18 protein-coding genes are annotated in these 17092 nt (G+C 62.8%); 17 read left to right on the top strand and 1 reads right to left on the bottom strand.

The features are described 5' to 3' along the window. Positions 1 to 18 precede the first annotated feature (18 nt). The 13 genes from AC3EO7_RS11070 (at position 19) to AC3EO7_RS11010 (ending at position 14322) form a co-directional block, all read left to right on the top strand. Positions 19 to 1881, top strand: a complete 1863-nt coding sequence (locus AC3EO7_RS11070; RefSeq protein ID WP_435591123.1) for an amidase domain-containing protein — start codon at positions 19 to 21, stop codon at positions 1879 to 1881. A gap of 78 nt (positions 1882 to 1959) precedes the next feature. After that, positions 1960 to 2844 (top strand): phage tail protein, encoded by an 885-nt coding sequence (locus AC3EO7_RS11065; RefSeq protein ID WP_435591122.1) that lies wholly within the window; start codon positions 1960 to 1962, stop codon positions 2842 to 2844. After that, the gene (locus AC3EO7_RS11060; protein ID WP_431968256.1) at positions 2841 to 4520 is read left to right on the top strand and encodes a Gp37-like protein; all 1680 of its coding nucleotides are present in this window, start codon (positions 2841 to 2843) and stop codon (positions 4518 to 4520) included. Before AC3EO7_RS11065 ends, AC3EO7_RS11060 begins: the two co-directional genes overlap by 4 nt. A gap of 86 nt (positions 4521 to 4606) precedes the next feature. Beyond that, a complete protein-coding gene (locus AC3EO7_RS11055) occupies positions 4607 to 5044 on the top strand; it encodes a phage gene 29 protein family protein (RefSeq protein WP_431968254.1) in 438 nt (145 codons plus the stop codon). Continuing rightward, a complete protein-coding gene (locus tag AC3EO7_RS11050) occupies positions 5041 to 6426 on the top strand; it encodes a hypothetical protein (protein ID WP_435591121.1) in 1386 nt (461 codons plus the stop codon). Before AC3EO7_RS11055 ends, AC3EO7_RS11050 begins: the two co-directional genes overlap by 4 nt. A gap of 146 nt (positions 6427 to 6572) precedes the next feature. Then, positions 6573 to 6908 (top strand): LtfC-like domain-containing protein, encoded by a 336-nt coding sequence (locus AC3EO7_RS11045; RefSeq protein ID WP_435591120.1) that lies wholly within the window; start codon positions 6573 to 6575, stop codon positions 6906 to 6908. Positions 6909 to 6986: 78 nt separating this feature from the next. Beyond that, positions 6987 to 7337 (top strand): phage tail fiber protein, encoded by a 351-nt coding sequence (locus AC3EO7_RS11040; protein WP_431968248.1) that lies wholly within the window; start codon positions 6987 to 6989, stop codon positions 7335 to 7337. A 22-nt stretch (positions 7338 to 7359) separates the two neighbouring features. Next, on the top strand, positions 7360 to 7860 hold the full coding sequence (locus tag AC3EO7_RS11035; protein WP_431968246.1) for a hypothetical protein: 501 nt from the start codon (positions 7360 to 7362) through the stop codon (positions 7858 to 7860). 288 nt (positions 7861 to 8148) lie between these two features. After that, entirely contained in the window at positions 8149 to 9000 is an 852-nt protein-coding gene (locus AC3EO7_RS11030) for a hypothetical protein (RefSeq protein ID WP_435591119.1), read from the top strand. A 447-nt stretch (positions 9001 to 9447) separates the two neighbouring features. Further along, positions 9448 to 11967 (top strand): hypothetical protein, encoded by a 2520-nt coding sequence (locus tag AC3EO7_RS11025; RefSeq protein ID WP_435591118.1) that lies wholly within the window; start codon positions 9448 to 9450, stop codon positions 11965 to 11967. Positions 11968 to 12149: 182 nt separating this feature from the next. Beyond that, positions 12150 to 12896, top strand: a complete 747-nt coding sequence (locus AC3EO7_RS11020; protein WP_435591117.1) for a hypothetical protein — start codon at positions 12150 to 12152, stop codon at positions 12894 to 12896. A gap of 315 nt (positions 12897 to 13211) precedes the next feature. Further along, complete coding sequence (locus AC3EO7_RS11015; RefSeq protein WP_431968238.1) at positions 13212 to 13676, top strand: DUF6630 family protein; 465 nt, start codon at positions 13212 to 13214, stop codon at positions 13674 to 13676. After that, a complete protein-coding gene (locus AC3EO7_RS11010) occupies positions 13576 to 14322 on the top strand; it encodes a hypothetical protein (RefSeq protein ID WP_435591116.1) in 747 nt (248 codons plus the stop codon). The genes AC3EO7_RS11015 and AC3EO7_RS11010 overlap by 101 nt, the downstream gene beginning before the upstream one ends. A gap of 97 nt (positions 14323 to 14419) precedes the next feature. On the opposite strand, the gene AC3EO7_RS11005 is transcribed toward AC3EO7_RS11010, so the two are convergent. Next, entirely contained in the window at positions 14420 to 14809 is a 390-nt protein-coding gene (locus AC3EO7_RS11005) for a hypothetical protein (RefSeq protein WP_435591115.1), read from the bottom strand. A gap of 393 nt (positions 14810 to 15202) precedes the next feature. Here AC3EO7_RS11005 and AC3EO7_RS11000 point away from each other — a divergent pair, with 393 nt between their 5' ends. From AC3EO7_RS11000 to AC3EO7_RS10985, 4 genes are all read left to right on the top strand, one after another. Beyond that, positions 15203 to 15574 carry a hypothetical protein gene (locus AC3EO7_RS11000; protein WP_431968232.1) on the top strand — a complete coding sequence of 124 codons (372 nt, stop codon included), beginning with the start codon at positions 15203 to 15205 and terminating at the stop codon, positions 15572 to 15574. Between the two features lie 133 nt (positions 15575 to 15707). Next, on the top strand, positions 15708 to 16481 hold the full coding sequence (locus AC3EO7_RS10995) for an N-acetylmuramoyl-L-alanine amidase (RefSeq protein WP_435591114.1): 774 nt from the start codon (positions 15708 to 15710) through the stop codon (positions 16479 to 16481). Continuing rightward, complete coding sequence (locus AC3EO7_RS10990; RefSeq protein ID WP_431968228.1) at positions 16481 to 16690, top strand: hypothetical protein; 210 nt, start codon at positions 16481 to 16483, stop codon at positions 16688 to 16690. Before AC3EO7_RS10995 ends, AC3EO7_RS10990 begins: the two co-directional genes overlap by 1 nt. Then, positions 16691 to 16990, top strand: a complete 300-nt coding sequence (locus AC3EO7_RS10985; RefSeq protein ID WP_357411214.1) for a hypothetical protein — start codon at positions 16691 to 16693, stop codon at positions 16988 to 16990. It begins immediately after the preceding gene. The last annotated feature ends 102 nt before the right edge of the window (positions 16991 to 17092 follow it).

Raw genomic sequence — 17092 nt, 5'->3', positions numbered from 1 at the left:
TCCGTGAGGAGGAAAGCTATGAGTAGTACGTGGGACACGCCGCCGCCGAGTTTCGACAAGAAGCCGGACCAGAGCAAGGTGGACAGGCTCCGGCCGGGGCAGCGCGCGCTGGTCTGGGATTCGGTGATCAGCGGTTCGATGGCTGGGGTCGATCCGCGCTTGGTGCTGGCTATTGCGCTGGAGGAAGCAGCAGACCAGCACGATGACGATGGAGCGCTGCACGATTTGGATCAGTGGCAGAGGGGCCGGATCCCGTGGATCGGCAGGATGAATAACCCGGCCGGCTATTCTCTGGGCATTACCAACGTCAAAGAGCGCACCTTCGAAAAAGTCAAAGAGAAATATCCCAGCGTATTTCATGATCACGAATGGTCCGACCTCGCGAACGACGACGCTCTGGCTGTTCGTACTACCGCCTACTATCTCAAGTACTTGCAGGAAACGTATGCCGGCGCGATGCCGGACGAAATCAAGCGGAACTATACCCTGAATCAATTCTTGGCCTCGGCGTACAATGCGGAGTTCGATGCCGATGGCGATAACAATGTGTTGGAGTGGGTCAAGAACAAGGACCTCGGGCAAGGGGATTCGAGGGGCTATCGAGATCGCGTCAGGGACAAGCAGTGGCAGCGTGCCGAGTCCTTGCTATCGACGATGTGGACTTGGAAGGACCACTCTGGCATCCGGCCGATCAGCGCAACGCTGGATTCGCCGGATCAACCTGCCGCGCTGCTGAACTCGTGGCTGAATGCCGGTTCTTCGATCCTCGATTCGATTCTGCGCCCCGCGCAGGGCGCCGTGCCGATTGCTGGTGGCATGGACCCGAACCCGAATCGTCAGACGGCGGTGAAATACGCCGATGACTGGGCGATCATGAGCAACTGGGAGTATCCGAACTACGATGCGAGCGGCGGCGACTGCACGAGCTTCGCGTCACAGGTTTTGCACGCCGGAGGTTTTCAATTCGATCCCTCGCGGGCCGACGACAGTTTCGCGGTGACCGACCGCTGGCATCCCTACAACCGGAAATACAACCACATCGGCAATGAGGCGCCGCATGAAGCAGGTGATTCGGCGCCGCGTCCCTGGCTGAATGTTCAAGCGTTGTACAGCTACATCGCCAACGGAAACGGGAATGCGAAGGGTGGGCCGACGGGAACGCGGCTGGCGCCGATCAGCGTCAACCCGATCACCGGGAATCCCGATCCCAACGCGTTGACCAATGCCGGACTGCGTCCCGGCGACCTGGTATTCGTCAGTTTCGGCGAGAAGAACGAGGACGGGTCCCCGGTCCTCAGCCACACCATGGTCTACGCCGGCCATGGCAATGCGCGGCAGCGTATCGGTGAGGATGAAAACGGCAATCCGAGGTACCAGTACTTCGAGGACGCCGATTTCGTCGACTACCACAGCAGCAATGTCTACCACGGGTTCTGGGCCATCCCCAAGGTCGATGAGGACACGGAGAAGGTCGTTTCGGACCGGACCGTCACTTACTACCCCGTGCGCATGAACTACCCTGGCGACGCGCAATATCCCGTCCAGCGAGCGGCGGGCGGCGACATCAGAGGTCCCGGTTCGTCCATCGGCGACAAGATTCCGGCGTGGCTGTCCGACGGCGAGTTCGTCATGAACGCACGCTCGACATCGGTGAACCGTCCATTCCTGCAGGCACTCAACGCTGACCCGTTCTTCCTGCAGAAGATGCTCGAGCAGCGGGATGCTGCTGCGGCGGCGAGAGCCGATGCGAATGCGGGCGGGTACGCGCCGGCGGCCGGCGGTGGGCCCGCGACCGTGAACATCTCCATGTCGAGTTCCGAGGACATTGTGGCGCGGTTGAAAGTGCTGTCGACGCAATGGGAGCTGATGAATTCCCGGTAGGCGGTATCGACGCCGCCTGGTTCGAGATCGCCTGTTGGCGAGTCTATTACAGATTTTCAAGAGAATTGAGGTGAGGTTGTGGCGTCGAATGCCGCGATGATCACGGTGACCGGAGTCGACGGATCGGTATGGACGATCGCCGGCCAGGGCAGTGGTCGTGAGGGTGTGGATTTGGCTACGTCGCCGAGCGGGCTGTACGACGCTCCGGTGACGACGATCTGGAACCAGTCGGCCTTCCAGATCGGCTCGTCGTTCGGTGGTTACCGGACCAACAAGCGCGATGTCGTATTCGCGGTCAATGTCTTCGAAGCCGCAGGGCGGTCGTGGGAGGGAGTGGACTCCGCATGGCGCAAAGCATGGGCCTACGACCGGGATTCGACGCTGACGATCACGACCGACTTCGGAACCCGGTCGCTGAAGTTGCGGATGTCCGAGCAGCCGGACTTCAAGCCGGACAAGGACCCGCACCTGAGGAGCCAGGGCAAGGTTGTGATGACCTGTGTCGCGGGCAATCCCTGGTGGGTGGAGTCCGATGTGACGAGCGGGTGGACGTCGACCATGAACACCACGGGCGCGAACGTGAGCCAGCAAGGCACGGTCAGCATCGCCAACCCGACCGATCAGCCGATGTGGCTGAAGTGGGTGTGCTCGGCGCCGGGCAAATGGACGCTGCCCGACTTCTCGTGGGGCGCGGTCGATCGTGACGAGGCGCGCGTCATCACGCTGCCGATGACCAGCGCCGGGCAAGACTTGACGGTCGACACCGATCCGATGGAGGAGATGATCGTCGCGGCGAACAGTTCGCAGATCTGGGCGTTGATGAACGGTGTCAGCTTCCTCTACCCGGTGCCCGCGTACACCCCCGCCACGGATATTCCGGTGAAAGTGTCCGGCGCGCCGACCGGCGCTTCGGTGATGGTCGTGCAGCCGCGGAACTGGTCGCGTCCGTGGGGGTTGCAGTGACCACCGCGCTCGATCTGCCCGTACTCTACGCGGACGCGCAGCTGGCCAAATCGACTCGCAAGCAGCAGCGTTACGCGCGACCGCTGGTGCGGCTGTGGGACGGTGACTGGAATCTGCGCGGCGTCTGCGGCGCGGAGATCAGCGCCGACTTCCGGTGGGTGCTCAACCAGTCCGGCACCGGCTTGCTGGTGCTGCCTTACGACTACTACCTGGCCAAGTGGGCCGTGGACATCAACGGCCGCACGAAGCAGAACGTGCACATCACCGTCGACAAGGACGGTGCGCGCTGGGACGGCCGGTTGGAGAAGGCGGTCATCAAGACCGACGACCACGGCGTCACGACGGTGGAGCTGCTGTTCATGCACTCCTATCAGGAACTCAAGCACATCTATTGCTGGTCGAATCCGTTTCTGCCTGCGGCGGTGCAGTTCCCGCGCGAGTTCCTGCTGGCCGGGCCCGGTGTGTGGGTGCTCAAGACGGCACTGCACCTGAACCTGCTGCGATTGGAAACCGCGGGGTGGACACTGCCCGACGATCCCATGGACGTCAGCAGCTGGGGGAACCTCGACCAATCGAACTGGGCCGTGGTCGTGAAGCCCGGCGACTTCGTCTCCGATACGTCGGTGTGGACGATCTTCGGCTCCCGGTTCCGGAACTTTCACGAGGCCGCGGCAGGCACCTTGGAGACCGCGCAGCTGGCCGTCGTGACCCGGCGTTGGCTCCGCGGCGACCCGGCGCCGTGGCCGGGTGCGAACCTGCGGCACGGCTGCCTGGTGGTCGACATCGTCGACAAGTCCGGATTCTGGACCGGCACCAGCACCGGCGGAAACATGTGGGACGGCCTGCAGCACACCATGCAGGTGCTCGACAACACCCTGCTCGACTACAGCCCCGATGTGCTGCCTGACCTGAATGCACCTGAGCTGTACAAGAATCCGGGATGGATGGGCACGCTGCCGTCGAATCCCTGGGTGGTGTATCGGCAGAACGAGCACACCGGTATCCAGACTTCGCAGTTCGTGGTCAATCCGTCGTCGGCGGTGCAGATCCTCACCGGCGGTCACTCGATGCCCGGCGTGAACGAGGCGATCTCCTCGGCGATCCAGTTCGTCGGCATGGTCACCGCCGGTGCGCTCGGCGAGGTGCCGTTCGTCGGTCCCATCCTGGCGGGTGTCGCCAACGGTACGACCGCAGTGGTGGACACCATCGCGATGGCGCTGCTCTCCGACACGCTGTTGGCCTGGATGGAGTTCAAATCGCCGCAGCGGGAGAATAATTCGGGCTGGTCGCATTACTACGAGCATTTCGAGAACAGCGCCGATCGCGCGTACACACTCGGCTCGCTGCTCACCCTCGGTGAGGGTCTGTGGAAGACGCGACGCCACTTCACCCACAAGTTCACCGTCGCGAACGGCGAACCGTACCTGATCGGCGATCAGGGCCAGGGGCACTTCTTCCTCGGCGACCGCGTCGGTTCCACCGTCAAGGGCATGCCCGAGGGTTCGATCTACGTCGACCAGGTCACCGAGCTCGAGCTCGCATGGTCGCGCACGGCCAGCCCCGCCTGGCAGGTCACCATCGGTTCGGACCGCGATCACGACATGCCGTTCGCCAAGTCCATGCGGGTGGTCGCCGACATCGTCGACGACATTCACGCTCTCGCCGTCCAGATGTGATCCCGACCGAGCTCGCCGCACCGCGGGCTCGGAAAGGTCGAACAGGGCGGTTTCGCCAAATCTCATTTCTATTGCCGGAGAGAACTATGCCTATTCCCTCGCACGAGGACTGCGATCCCAACGATCCGTACGACGCGTTCGTGTGGGCCCTCGTCGGCTTGCCCGGCCCGCGCAACTCGCCCTTGCTGGTGCACCCGGACGTGCTGCGGCAGTGGTCGAAACACCTCTGGGATCTCGGTTTTCGACACTACGCCGACGAGCAGACCAAGGAATACATCCCGCCCGCTCGTGGCGTCACCCATTGGCTCAACGGTGCAGGCCAGTGGGCCGAGAAGGGCGCAGCGCGGCCGCCGGAAACATCGGCGCCCGACGTGGCCCAGCTGACCCCGGACGAACGAGCGAACCTGGTGGAGCAGCTGCGCGAGTCGGGTGAGCTCAAGCATCTGGTCGATCCGCGCGAGCTGAACCTCAACCACGCGCAGGTCGGCGATGCCGAGAGCATCGCGTCCGGTGGTGACCGATGACGAATCCCGAGAAGAAGATTCCTCCCGGCGCCTACACCGGAAGCTCGATCCGCAACCTGCAGAAGGTCACCTGGGCGTCGGCGCAGGCCTCGATCATGTCCAATGTCATGCAGTCCTTCGCCGGCGTGGATGCGATCGGCGCGAACCTGAACTCGGCTACCAACCGTGCGCTCAACGCGGCGAGTTCGGCACAGACCGATGCTTCCGACGCGCAGGTGACAGCGAATGCGGCTCAGAGCACGTCGGCGTCCAACGCGGCGGCCATCGCCAATCTGCAAACCGACAGGACGCAGAACGAGGTCGGCGGAGCGGCGGTCACCGACAGCTTCGAGTCCTGGGACACCACGAAGTGGTCGGTCCTCAAGTGGGTCGACGGCAGTCACACCGTCCCCGACATGGTCGTCGTCACTAACCAAGCCGGTATCGCGAAGAGCGGAAACACCGGCACGGGTGGCGATTTCGCACTGTACAAGACACCGCTCATGACCGACTCCCAGTCGGTGTCGTTGGTGTTGGGTCGCGCCAATCAGGCGGGCTATTTCACCGGCAGCGGTGTTCTCATCCGTGCGGCTGTGGACCTGTCGACTTTCGTTCTGGTACAGCTCGGGACCTCCAAGATCTCACTCCAGCGGGCAACGTTGATCAACGGTCAGATGACTGTCACGATCTGGGCCGAAAGAACGAATCTGTCACTTAATACCGGTGATACGGTCACCGTCGGTGCGACCGGCTCGTCCTACGAGGTCCTCGTCAACGGCGTCAGCAGACTCGGCTATCAAGACACTGCTGTCTCGTCCCCGGTCGGCGCAGGCAACCGGTGGGTCGGGTTCTACAGCGCGTGCCACGTGGATTCCGACTGGTCCGGCACCACCCAGTACTTCGGTTTCGACATCGAATCTTTCGCTGCGGCCGACACCTCGTCGCCGCCTGTTGTCGGTACCGGCTGGTCGCTGTATCGCCAGAGCGCGACGACAGTCGCGCAAAGCGCGGGAAATGCACGTTACGGAACCATTTTCGACACGGTGCGGCAGGCGAACAAGGTCAACGTGCTCAACCTTTCTTCGGGCCAGATCCAGATCACCAAACCCGGCTGGTACGTGATGAGCGTTGGCGCGCAATGGGCTCAAGCGTGCGGAGAGGGATACAACTACAACGTCTCGTTGTGGTCCGCGCCGAGTCCCGAGGGGCAGTGGAAGGTCGTTCGCAACAGCGGTGAGACCGCAGGATCTGCGGTCTATCGCGTTTCGGGAACATTCGTTGTCTTCGCGGGCGCGGGGAGTGTCTGGGCGCCGGGGTATTACATTGCCGGCGCAAATCAAATGTACGGCGATCCGTCTGGTACCCACACCTATTTCGACGGGGCGCTCAGCTCCTTCTCCTGAGTCCGGTCCGTCTGCGCGAAGCGCCTGCCCGACTGCGGCGCGCCGCCGTGTGCGATCCGCATCGAATCGGCCGCAGCTTGGCCGAATCCCTGACCGAACCTGTCCAGCGAACTCGTGGACGAGGTCGAACAAAACAGAGGAACTCTATGAGCACACCGAACGATCCCGGATACCTGGGCTATCAGCCCACCCTCCAACCGCTGAAACTGACCACGGGCGCCAGCTTCGTGCAGACCATTCAGCCCTCCGATGGAGCCGTATTTCCCGCGGGCACAATCATTTCCATCGTGCTGACCGCGCCGGGAGGCGCGTCGCTCGGCGCATGGTCGGCGGTCGTCGGCTCGACCACCGCGACGTGGACCGTGCCCGCCGCGACCTGCGACCAGATCCCGACCAACTCGCGTTACACGATGCTGGTCACCTACCCGACCTCGCCTGCGACTACGTACGCCTGGTACGCGGGCACCGTCATCCGCATCTAGATCCGAATCCGAAGTCATTCCCGGCCTGCGGGATTCGACGAATCGCTGTTTCCACCTTCATCGACAAGGAGCTCGACCATGGCTATCGCCGTCACCTCGACCAAGAACGCGCTGTGCACCGCCTACGCCAACATCGCCACCACCGTCTACATCTCGGTCCACACCGCGGACCCGGGCACCAACGGCGCCAACGAGGCGTCCGGCGGTTCGCCCGCCTACAAGCGGGTCGCCACCACCTGGTCCGCCCCCGCCAACGGCCAGATCACCGGCAGCCAGGTCACCATCGACCTGCCCGCGGGCACCTACACCCACGCGGGTCTGTGGAGCGCCCTCAACGGCGGCACCTTCATCGACAAGGTCGCCATCGCCTCCACCACCCTCGGCGCCCAGGGCACACTGCTCATCACCCCGACCTTCACCATGAGCTGATCGCCGCGAATCGGAGAGTTCGATGACACCACCAGGTCAGGTGATCACGGCGGCTCTGCCTGCTCCGCCGACAGTCGCCCTTACCGTTCCGGCGACGTCCGCCCGCGCGGGGGCGCTACCGAAGACACCGGTCACCGTCATCGACGGGACGCGGGTCCCAGTCGTTCCCGCCTTCGTGTACGCGACTTTCGCGGGCGTCGCCGGTCCGGCCGCGCCGTCCACTCCGTCCGCGAGAGCAGCGGCCGCCGCTAGTGGAGCCGGTCTGCTGACGGCCGTGACGCGGTCGTCGCAATCGGTCGTCCCTGGTTTCGGCGACACCGCGTCTCCCACGGCGCGTGTGGTCGTCGGTTCCGGTGCGTCTGTGGTGCTGAACGCGTGGTTCGACGCCGACACCCGTGCTGTGGCAGCCGATGCCGCCTTCCCCGGTACCGGTGAGCTCACGTCGGTGACTGCGACGCACTGCGACGCGTTGCCGTCGTTCTTTGCCCTGGGCACCGCTACGGCAGCTGTCTCCAGCGGATAGTCAGCCCCTCGCCAGGCGAATCGGGGTGGCACTTGCCGCCTGACATTGTGCCGCGCTCGATCGATGGTCGAGCGCGGCACTTTGCTTCTCCGAGGTCATCGTTCCGCGCCTCGGCCGATACCCGGAGATCGCCGCACTCGGGACGCGAATTATTGGATACCAATCGTTTTGAAGGAGGTCGCTGTGGCGGACCCTGCATTGAAATCGGCGAGACTGCCTGTGTCGCCATCGGCTACTCCAGCTATCCCCGCGTCGCCCGCCAGCAGCTCGGCGTTGCCCTCGGCGCCGGTGGCTTTCATCGCGGGCAAGTACATTCCCGTGGTCGTTCCCTTCATCCGTGCGGACACGACGGGTGCCGGCACGCTGCTCGCGCCGACGACGGCATCTGTCACGGCACAGGGAATCAGCAGTGCGTCAGGGCAATTGGCGGCCCAGTACGCCCCGAGCCAGTCCGGTGCCGTCGGCTTCGAGAGCGGTGGTTCGGCGCGTGCGCAAGTCGCGGCGGGGCTTTCGGCGAAGGTGCTGGTTACCGCCGGATTCGGTAGTGCTGGTCGCGCAGCGGCGATCAACGCGATCGCGCGTGGCGCGGGCGAGTTGTCGGCCACCGTCGTACCGCATTCCGGTGCGGTGTCGGCGTTCCACGGCACGGCCACCATGATCGGTGTGCTCGTCCTTCCGCCCGTGTCGGTTTCCGCGCCATTGACAGGTGGCGGCAGCCTGACGGCGACCGCCGTGCCCGGTTTCCGGCCGTCGGGAATGAACAAGAGCGGGACCCAGCCCGGGCCCGCCACCCAGAACGCCTGGGTGCAGGTGATCAACTGGACCGCGGACACCGCGAACTATCCCGGCTCGACCGTGGATACCAATGCTTTGGTGAGCCAGGGCGCGCACGCCTCGGCCACGATCGTCGGCAGTGTCGGCTGGACGGTCGGAACGTTTGCGAACGTGATTGCCGTGCGCCTCAGAAAGAATGGCACGGTCATCGCCACCGGCACATCGGCCAATCCGGCCACCGCGAGCGCCACGGTCGCGGTAGCCGCGGGCGATCGGATCACGCTCGAGGTCACCGATACCAGTCAGTGGCCCTCATTCTCGACGGCCACGATCAACGCGGCCAATACCTATCTGCGGATCACCTGATCACCCTGGCCGCTCCCACCCACTCTAGGCGTGCGGCCGTTCTCCCGAACGACGCAACTGCGCAGCTGCTCGACGGTTTCGGCGGCCGATGTCTGCTCGGCGGATTCGACGCCCCTTGATCGGAGGCGATGAGCCGTGTCCGACGACCGCTTCCAAATACTGCCGAACTGTCGGTATCGGACACACCGGAGCTCGCTGCCCCGCCATCGTTCTGCGCCCGGGGTATCGAGCTTCGACGCACTCAGCTGGAAACCGGGTGCGCCCGAAGTCGGCGAACGGCCGCGAGCACGCCACTTTCCGGCTCGTGACAGGGCCGGTCAATTGTCCTTTCCGTCGTAATCGTCAGGCCGAATTGCGCACTGCGGCCGCCCATCTGAGATCGGCTGGCTCTTACGGCATTTCGAGTCGGATTCGGCGCGCCTGAAACCTTTGAGGAGGCGATGAGCCGTGACAGATATCTACGGCCTGCCCGACACCACTGGCCGCAAGGAAGGCGATACGTGGACCACCACGTTGCCCGACGGGCGAACCGTAGTGAACACGATCCCTGCAGGTAATGGTAATCAGACTGTCGACCAAGTCATTACCAATCCTGATGGCAGCACTACGAACTCGCGGGTCGCGGGCAACGGACTGGGAGGGTGGCAACGGTGGAACGACGACTCGTCCGGCACATCCTCATATGCAGGCAAAGACACGCAAGGTAGCGAGGTCTACGGCCAGCACTTCAATCCAGGAGCATCGACCTCGGGCAGGCCGAGTCACGAATTCGGGATGTCATCCGACTACAAGACTACGGCCACCGCGTCCTACGACCAGCAGGGCAACAGGATCGGCACCGACCTAGGTGTCGCGAACAAGAACGGCCTCTACGACAACGTCCACGTCGACAACTACGGCAACAAGACGTTCTCGGCCACCACCCGAGACGGAAATGGCGGGCTGGTCAGCACATTCACTGGTCAGATCGACAGCGACGGTTATGGCTGGCGGACAGTAGACGGCAATAGGTGGGAAGTCGCACCGGACAGCCAGGGCAAGCCGGTCCTGACGCGCACCCAGCCGACCGATACGGGTGTGCACCTACTCCGCATGGATGAGAGCGGCAAGCTCACCGACGAATTCCGTGGCAACAAGCCTGGTGAGTGGTACCGCGACACAATCACCACCGACGCCGAAGGCAAGACCACCATTTCCCGCCTCGATGTCCACCTCGGGGTCACGGTCTATGACATCGACGGCAACGTCCTCAGCCGCCAGAAGCCGGCCGACAAACGGACCCGTACCGAGAAGATTGTCGACACAACCTACGAGGTCGTCTACGGAGCGGGTCGGGCATTCTTCGGGTTGACCGACCTGGGTGCCGCTGCCAACGTTCTACTACCTGGCGATCCTCTGGTGACCTCGGACGACATCGCCGGAGAGACCGTCGAATCGTTGAAGCCCTTGTTCAAGGGCGATGGCCATGAACGTTGGCAAGCACTTCAGGCGATGGTGGCGGGAACGAACACCGATGAGTTAGCCGAAGACAGCACAGTATCGATAACCAAAGGCGTCCTGACCGCCGCCACTTTCCTCATCCCTGGCCCAAAAGGTTTGGGTGCGTTCAAGCGCGGCGGGCGCGCCGGCGAAGAACAACTGATCAACAAGATGGTCGGGGCCGGCAAGAGCGAAGCCGAGATCATCGACGCTCTCAGAGAATTACGGGCGCTACAAGAGACGCTGAATCCCAGGAGGAGCGGCGAGGGCGAGTGGCTGACGGCTGAGGAAGTCCTCGCGGCGATCGACAATGCTCGAACCCCGAGAACCGGCGGCCTCGACGGTGCTAGCAGGCGCGAGGGTGATCCGAACGCGAGTGAAGGCTCGCATTTGGACGACCGTGCAGGCACTGATCTGCCTGGTGAGCCAGGGCGGCATTGGCCCGTTTCGGTGGTCGACATCCATCCACCAGGGATTTCGAAAGCTGAGTGGAATCGTAGGCTGGAACTGGCCACGCCACCGGCCTCGCACTCTGGCATGGAGCCGATCTCGCCGGACGGATCGAACCGGTGGGATGACTCGAATCTAACGGGCCGGGAATCTTCTGGTGCCAAGGGCTTCGTCGGTGATGCGCTTACCCGAGCAAAGCTCGAGCTCGATGGATACGAAATCATTGCGACAGGCAACGAAGTAAACATCATCGCGCCCGGTGTCGGTAAGGATGGATTCAAACCGGACTTCATCGCGAGAACTCCGGACGGCAAACTCGTATTTGTGGAGTCCAAGGGATGGAATGCCGACTATCAGCCGAACCAGCGTCCCGGATATACACACTATCAGAGCGGCGATCAGAGGCTCCAGTTCGACCCAAAGAATGTGGAGTTGAGAAAGAGGCTCGAGGACGCGGGCTTCGATCCTGACGATGTCGTAGTCGACAGGGTCGAAACGATTCGATGGAACGGCACCGGGAAGCAGTGGCCAGGTGAGGTCGCATACCGGCCCACCGACGCAGTGCTGGCCAAGGCGGCAGAGGAGTTCAGCGAAAACTACAGTCCCTTTGTTCGTAAGAACAAGAAAACCAAACAGTTGGAGCTGACGAATTCCAAGCTCCTTGCATGGAATGCTCTTGCCGAGGAACTCGCTCTGCGAGATGCGGCTCAAGGGCGGCATGTTCAGGCAATGATCACTCGAGCCCGCCAGGCCGCCACCGATTTCATACTTCGCGCAACGGGGCAGGTTGTTCCGGATGCTACGGACGCGTTGGCGAATGGAGGAATTGTTGCTCGTAGCGACCTCGGCCTCGCTGCCACAACAGTCGTTCCCCTGTCTCCGCCTGTGGGGTCAGTCAATCCGTTTCGCGGCGCTTACTCCGGTCGCCGCCGGTGGGCGAATCAGTCTCTGACGGTAAATATCCACGACGGAAATGACCGCCCGGGTAATGCTGTACGGGCAGAGGAACTCCACTCCTTGACCTATGCTGCGGCTTGATGGTGCGTAGCCCGATGGGGTGGCGCTGTAGGATTGGGCCCCAGATCGGCCTGAGAGGCTCGGTTCTGCCGGTTTGACGGGTGGCGACATCGGGCTGTCACGACAAGGTGATAGCAAAATGCCATGACTGTCTTGGTCCTATCCGTAACGGTCGGAGTTGGATCCATAGGAAGGTGGGGTAGATGGCCCAGCGTGGACGCCCGAACGCTGCTGCGATGATTATCGATAAGTTGCGGCAGGCGATAGCCGTCGAGGGGTACGTCTTATACGCGACCTTCGAAGTCGGCGACGGTCAGCGCGGTTCGCCGGCTGCGCATAAAGTCTGGTTCGTCAATGACGGAATCGGTATTCCGGGCATGACCAAGGGGGCTATCGAAGCGCTGGTGGTCGACGATCCTTCCAGCGAAGGCGTTAGAATTTCAGGGTATGCCTATCTGCTGTCGGACGCCGTTGCGGAGATTGTGAAACAGCTGCCCGTCACTGCTTTGGACAGCAGCTACAAGCCTGCGGAGTACTTGAACTTCAATTACCTCCAAATGGTGGGTTTCGGATCGCTCGATACGCCACGGAAGATCGATCGAACATTTCACATGTTCGATGTTGGTGGTGACGGCGTCGACGAATTCGTTCGCTACGTACGGGGTAAGGTCCGCGACTGGTTCGATCAGCGTATCAGTGTCGATCAGCTACTTATTGTCGCGCGAGAACCAACTCATCAGGACAGATTCAATCCCAGCCCTCGTCTGCTGCGTGGTGTGGCGGTCCTTGCGGTGCTGAGCGGGCGCCCGCGTCAAGCAGTCGAATTGCTCGGCTGGTACCTCGATAGAGAGAAGGTCGGGCGCCTGGACTCAATAGATCGTGCAACGCTTTTCGAGCAAGAGTTGGGTAACCTGTTGCCTGACTACTCGGCCGCCAAGGGAAGCAACTAGCGCCCAGACCGGCTGAGGCGAGTAGATATCGCCTGCGCGATCCAGGTGGCGCAGGCGGTTGCGGAGTGGCGTGTGGGCCCTACGACCGGACGATCCCGGCAAATGCGGAACAGCTGGCCCGAAAGCATGGGCTGGCTGAGATCGCAGGGGTGGATATCGTCCTCTTCTGTGACACGCAGTTTCCCCGGTATGCAGACCTCAGAAGTTGACACGGAGTGAAGTAGTAAGTCTGTAGCGGAGTTTGCGCTGCTGACGACATTGCGGTTGTGAGGCCGCTGCTAACTGCAGTGCCAATTTGGAGATGAGGAGGACGATATGAGTCCCGGGAACGCGCAGGAGTCCATGGTCTCGATCGCGAAGCTGCTGGCACCTGACGAACCGGATGTGGTGCGGGGAGTTCGGGCTGCTACGGATGGAGATCCCTGGAGTGCCTTGATCCGTGCGCTCTCGGCGCGAGGGCTCGCTGCTGTGTTCGATTGGGAAGAGGATCCGGGTGAGATTCGATCCTTGCTGGAAGCGCTGCCTTCATACCCTGACAACCTCTCGTGGAGTTGGTACGGAGCATATGAGTCGGACGGATTCGACGTAACCACATCACAACCAGCTTCTGCGCACCCCGTATTCGCGCGGATGGAAACGAAGACGTCCTGGCCGGTCGGCGGGACGCGGAGGTATACCGATGACGGTGAACGAGCACGATCGTATCGACCAGGTCTCAGTTGGGCCGGATGGCCGGTTGGCGTTGGTGATGGTGGAGGAGCGGTCGTATCGCGATGGTGATGTCGCGGTGTTGAGCGAGGACTTTCGTCGGAAGATGAACAGTTATGTTCACGCGGTTCGGTCGGGTTATGCGGAACAGTTGGCCCGGGAGCGTGGGCTGGCTGAGGTCGCCGGGGTGGATATCATCCTGTTCTGTGATACGCAGCCACCTGCGGTAGTGGAACAGATAATCGGCCTGGTGAATCGCGAACTGTCCGATGAAGGGATCGCCGCGCGGTGGGAGTCTTGGGCGCCCGACGCGGTCGGTATCGATGTCATCGAGCGTGCCCTGGTTACCGAGGCCGTCGAAATGATCGGCGACGGCTGGGATTTCGCGCTCCTGTGGGTGACGCTGGTTGGTGCTTCGGGCGCAGCGGGCGTGCAGGTGCGGCGGGTCGACGGGACGGTGGACAACGTGCGCCCGTCCGAGGGTCTGCTTCAGTTGCTGACCGAGCACAAGCGTGCTTCGTATGACGCGGAGACCGGAACTTGGTTGAGCGGCCAGATTTCGATCGCTGATCCGGACCGCTATCGGGCGGCGTTTTCGAACTCGGAGATTTCCGAGTGGATGCCCTCGCCATCCGTCGATGATTTGCGTGCGGAGTTCACAGCCTTCAGCCGTCCGGGCAGTGCGATCCCGGACTGGGTTCGACGACAGTTGTCGTAACCGTCTCGCAGCGCGACGGGCAGGGACGTCGGCGCGGTTACGTACGTTGGCTTCGCTCTCGAATCCGTCTGTCCCGGAAAAGTCACGAACGGGCGAGTCAAGCGAGCACGGTGATCTTGGAACCGCGGGGAAGTTTACGGTTCTCATAGAACCCGGTGAGATTGTCTGCGAGGGTAATTGGGGCGTCGAACACGTAGTCGATGCCGTCGCTGCGACTGTTGTCGTCCCACGCCTTTGCGAGAAGAGCGGCGAACTCTACTGGAGGTTCGCCCTCCCCGAGAACGTGATTCGGCCCCTCTGCCTGTGCCGGATCGTGGATCACGCTCCAAATTCGCTGCCCGCCAGTCCATGCCGCGACACCGCTGGTGGATCCGTAGGACGATTCGTAGCAGGCGATTACCTCCGACTCGGCTATCCCGCTCGAAAGGTGTTGGAGTGCATGCATCTTGGCGAGGTAGCCGGGCGGTTCGACTTCGTAGTCGATCACCACGTACCACCCATTGCGCATAGTCGCCCCTGCGAACTGTGAAGTGCCGGGAGTGTGGTGGATTCCGGTGTCGTGAAGACCCAGTTGATCTAGTACGGCCTGCGGTGTCCCGCTTCGCACAGCAACCCAGGAGAGCATAGATCCCATAAGGGAGAAGTTAGTCGAAGTGCTCGACAGGATCGCCTCGGCGATCAGCGGGGCCTCGGCCGAGCCGACTCTGCGAAAGTCCCGAGCGGGCATCCCCGGGACCACATCTACGAACTTCAACGGCATGCCCCGAAGCACCGCCATGTGCGGTGGAACGGGTGCACCGACGGAGCACCACGCGCGACCGCGCGGTGGTGGGTTCGGCAGGGAGCGTTTCGCACCTGCCCTGATCATGGGAGTTGTTCCATGACAAGAATTGTTCGCATCCCCATCGTCCCGAGCACGGAGTGGACCAGCATCGAGGTGCCCGCGGGTGGCCAGCTCGTGTGGGCCGAGCCGGGCGGCGGGCTAGTTGTCGGCGGTTTCCCCGGCGGCGGTGTCCCCAGCGGTATCGCCACCTACTGGCGTACCGAGGACTTCACGTTCGGCATCGAGCGGTGTCTGATCCGCCAGGGTTCCCGGACTGATCCGACGTCGCCGGGAGAGGAACCCAGTGAGTTCGAGTACGTCGAATCCGGCCTTCAGGGCGCGATCCCGTTCATGAACACCGACTACCTCCTGTGGTGGAAGAAGAGCATGTACGACGCCTTCCCGCCGAACGCGGGATCGGGCGAGTAACAAGCCCGAGTCGAAGGCGTCGGCGTGCTGGGCCGTCGGCGCCTTCGCCGACGCGAATATCGCGTCCGCACAGCTATTTCGATGCCCGCGGCGACTTATTCGTCCATCGAACTATTGGAAAGGCAGGACAGCCATGTCTTGGACCGGTGATCCCGTCTGGTTGGCGGACGTCCTCCGTGAGGAGGGTTTGCGTGTGGTCGAATTCCCCGGCTGGCGCGAGCGCGGGCACGGCGATTTCGGTGAGATCTGGGGCGTCATCGCCCATCACACCGGCGGTTCCAATACGCCGACATCCGAAATCGCTTACGGCTTTGCGCATTTGGAGGGGCCGTTGTCGCAATTGCATCTCGACCGGGATGGCACCGTCACGGTCGTCGCCGCAGGTGTTGCCTGGCACGCCGGGGTAGGCCGCTGGCCGGGGCTGCCCGAGGACGACGCGAATTTCCACACCATCGGCATCGAAGCCGTGAACAACGGCACCGAGGGCTGGTCGCGCGAGCAATACGACGCGTATGTGGGCTGCTGCGCGGCGATTCTGCGCAGGCTCGGCCACGGGGCCGATCGGGTGATCGGCCACAAGGAATGGGCCGGATCCAAACAAGGCAAGTGGGATCCGGGCGGTATGGATATGGACCAATTCCGCGCCGATGTCGCGGAACGATTGAAAGGCGGTGTGCTGGTGGCACTTTCCGACTTGGAACAGCGCGAACTGCTCGACAAGCTGCGCCGGGTGCACTTCGAGCTGACCTACGGATTCCAGTCTCGGGTGGCCGATTCCGAGTACCGGGACACGGTGGCCGGCTATGTGCTCAATTCCGACGCCGCCGACTATCGCAACGAGCAGCGTCTGAAGGCGCTCGAACTCAAGGTCGACCGTCTGCTCGACGCCATGGAAGGAAAGATCTGATGTTCCTCACCAAACTTCCCGAGCCCGCGCTGATCCGCTCGGTGCTCGTCGCGATCACCGGGGTGATCGCCTTCGTCGTCGGCCATCGGATCGATGTCTCGTGGATCGAGTCGGTACTGACGATCTACGGCCTGCTCACTCCGGTGATCGCGGGCGCAGTCATTCGGCCTGCGGTCACGCCGGTCGATCGGCAGGACGGCGGACGATGAATGGCGCAGAGCTGGTTGAGTCCGGAATTCGTGCAGGCGTTCGGCGCCGCCGCGGCCACGGTGATCGGCGCCGTCACCGCCTGGCAGGCGCGTGAAGTCGCGAAACTGCGCGCTCGCATAGAGACTCTGGAGAGCCAGGCGGTCGATGACAAGAAGCGCTTCCGTGACGCCATCCGCCTGATCCGCGCTCTCCAACAGCACATCGACGAGCTGCGCGGCTTCCTGCGCCTGCACGTTCCCGGCCAGGAACCTCCGGCGGCCCGCTACGAGATCCCACCCTCGTTGCAAGAGGAACTCTGAGCGCCTCCCCGCCTGACCTGGACTGCCCCGTCTCCCCGCTGTGGAGGCGGGGCGTTTTGTCGTTTCCAGGCGACCTCTTCGCAACGCGCCCGCACGCCTCGC

The organism is Nocardia sp. bgisy118, from assembly GCF_057708605.1.
The sequence above is the reverse complement of the archived record's forward strand: the minus strand, read 5'-3'. Positions and strand labels throughout refer to the sequence as shown.